The 2522-nt window shown below is 69.6% G+C and carries 3 protein-coding genes; all 3 read right to left on the reverse strand.

The features are described 5' to 3' along the window. Nucleotides 1-18: 18 nt before the first annotated feature. On the reverse strand, nucleotides 19-855 hold the full coding sequence (locus AB0M20_RS37850; protein ID WP_364305655.1) for an alpha/beta hydrolase: 837 nt from the start codon (nucleotides 853-855) through the stop codon (nucleotides 19-21). Between the two features lie 154 nt (nucleotides 856-1009). Then, the gene (locus tag AB0M20_RS37855; RefSeq protein WP_364305656.1) at nucleotides 1010-1780 is read right to left on the reverse strand and encodes an ABC transporter permease; all 771 of its coding nucleotides are present in this window, start codon (nucleotides 1778-1780) and stop codon (nucleotides 1010-1012) included. Then, complete coding sequence (locus AB0M20_RS37860; protein ID WP_364305658.1) at nucleotides 1777-2505, reverse strand: ATP-binding cassette domain-containing protein; 729 nt, start codon at nucleotides 2503-2505, stop codon at nucleotides 1777-1779. The genes AB0M20_RS37855 and AB0M20_RS37860 overlap by 4 nt, the downstream gene beginning before the upstream one ends. Nucleotides 2506-2522 lie beyond the last annotated feature (17 nt).

A 2522-nucleotide genomic window follows, 5' to 3' on the forward strand; every position in this document is an offset into this window, starting at 1 on the left:
GGTGTGTGATCTGCCCGGTCAGCCGGCCGGGCAGGTCTGGCGGTACTCCTGGATCGCCGAGCCCGACGGGCCCGGGCACAGGAACTGGTCGTACCGGGTGTCATCGTCCACGTAACGCTTGAGCCAGGCCACCGCCTGCTTCGCCGTCGGGGTGTTGACCGACTGCGGGAAGAAGTGGCTGGCGTTGTTCAGCTCCAGGTACGCCTTCTCGGCCGAGGCCGGGATGGAGTTGTAGAACGGCTCCGAGTGGCTGGAGACGGGCGCGATGGAGTCCGACTCGCCACCGACGATCAGCGTCGGCACCCGCAGCGACGACCAGTTCTTGGTGCCGTTCCACGGTGCCAGCGGCACCGCGGCCTGCAGCGTCGGCCGGCTGCGGGCGGCCTCGAGGCTGCCGCCGCCACCCATCGAGTGTCCGGAGACGGCCAGCCGGTTGGGGTCGACGCGGGTGCGCCCGGACCAGGTCTGGGTGACGTAGTTGAGTGCGGCGAGCAACTGCTGACCGCGGGATGCGGGCTGGTCGAGCGTCGAGTTCGTCTCGATGCCGATCACCACGAAACCGTGCGAGGCGATCCGCGGACCGAGCCAGGAGATGCTCGACCAGCGGGCGGTGAAGCCGGGGGAGATGGCCACCGCGCCGAACGTGCCCTGGCTGGTGGTGGTCGGGTAGTAGACGACGCCGCCGCCGAATCCGCTGACGGATGACGGCACGGACTGCGAGGCGGTGCTGAACGGACCGCTGGAGGCTTCCAGGATCGCGTTCGTCGGGTTGGGCCCGCGCTCGTACGGGCTGGCGGCCAGTGCGGGGGTGGCGCCCACCGCGGTGCCGGCGAGAACGGCGACTGCCGTCGCCACTGTGGCTATCCAGCGGCGGAGGGGGACGGATGACGTCTGCACGTCGGACACGCTCCTTGAATCGGACGGATCGACGCGTGTCAGTGTTTGGTTCGTAACATGCTGTGCACATCGGTGAAATCGCCAGTGCTCTTCCGGCAGTTGTGAAGCTGTCTCAGCGGTTGTAGAGACGGCGGGACCACAGGTAGCCGACCAGCGCGATGCCGGCGCACCAGGCCGCCGCCGCGATCGCGTTGCCACCGACCGGGCCGCCGGTGAGCAGGGCGCGCAGCGTCTCGATGATCGGGGTGAACGGCTGGAACTCGGCGAACTGCCGCAGCCCGGCCGGCATCGAGTCGGTGGGCACGAAGGCGCTGCCCAGGAACGGCAGCACGTAGAGGAACGTGGGCAGGTTGCTCGCTGTCTCGATGCTCTTGCTGACCAGCCCGAGGCCCACCGACAGCCAGGTGACGGCGAACGACGCCATCGCCATCACCCCGATCGCGCCGAGCCAGGCCAGCGGGTCGACCTCGGCGCGGAATCCGATCGCGACCGCCACCACGCCCACGACCAGGACCGCGAGCAGTGCTTGCAGGACACTGCCCAGCACGTGCCCGGTGAGGACCGAGACGCGGGCGATGGCCATCGTGCGGAACCGGGCCACGATGCCCTCGGTCATGTCCGTCGCCACCGACACCGCGGTGGCCGTGCCGACCGCGGCGATCGTCGTCATCAGGATGCCGGGCACCAGGTATTCGAGGTAGTCACCGCGATCACCGCCGAGGCCGGCGCCGAGCGCCCCGCCGAAGACGTAGACGAACAGCAGCATGAAGACGATCGGCATCCCGGCGAGCATCACGGTCATCGACGGATATCGGCGGATGTGTTTGAGCTGTCGGCGCAGCATCGTGCTGGAGTCGCGGACGGCGAGAGCGACGGCGGTCATGAGGGAACCTCCTCGGTGAGGGCAAGGAAAACGTCGTCGAGGGTGGCGGAGTCGCCGACCTGGGCCTTGAGCTCGGCGGGCGTGCCCGTCGCGACCAGGCCGCCGCGGTGCAGCACGGCCACCCGGCCGGCCAGCCGGTCGGCCTCCTCGAGGTATTGCGTGGTGAGCAGCACCGACGTGCCGCCGGCAACCAGCTCGCGGATAATTGCCCACACGGTCAGCCGGCTGCGCGGGTCGAGCCCGGTGGTGGGCTCGTCCAGGAAGATGACGCGCGGGTCGCCGACCAGGCACATGGCCAGGTCGAGCCGCCGCTTCATGCCACCGGAGTACGTGTTCACCGGCTTGGCCGCCGCGTCCTCGAGGTCGAAGCGGGCGAGCAACTCGCGGGCCAGGCGCTTGCCCTGTGACCGCCGAAGGTGATGCAGGTCGGCCATCAGCAGCAGGTTCTCGGTGCCGGTGAGCAGGCCGTCGACGGCGGAGAACTGGCCGGTGACGCCGATCGCGGCACGCACCGCGTCCGGCTCGCGGGCGACGTCGTGCCCGGCGACCCGCAGATCACCGGCGTCGGCGCGGATCAGTGTCGAGAGGATCTGGACGGTGGTGGTCTTGCCGGCGCCGTTCGGCCCGAGCAGGGCGAAGATCTCGCCCTCCGCGACCTCGAAGTCGATGCCGTTCAGCACCTGGTTGTCGCCGTAGGCCTTGAACAGGCCGGAGACCGAGATCATGAGTAGCTCCTCGAGGG

The organism is Actinoplanes sp. NPDC051633, from assembly GCF_040681735.1.
In the GTDB taxonomy this organism is placed as follows: Bacteria; Actinomycetota; Actinomycetes; order Mycobacteriales; family Micromonosporaceae; genus Actinoplanes.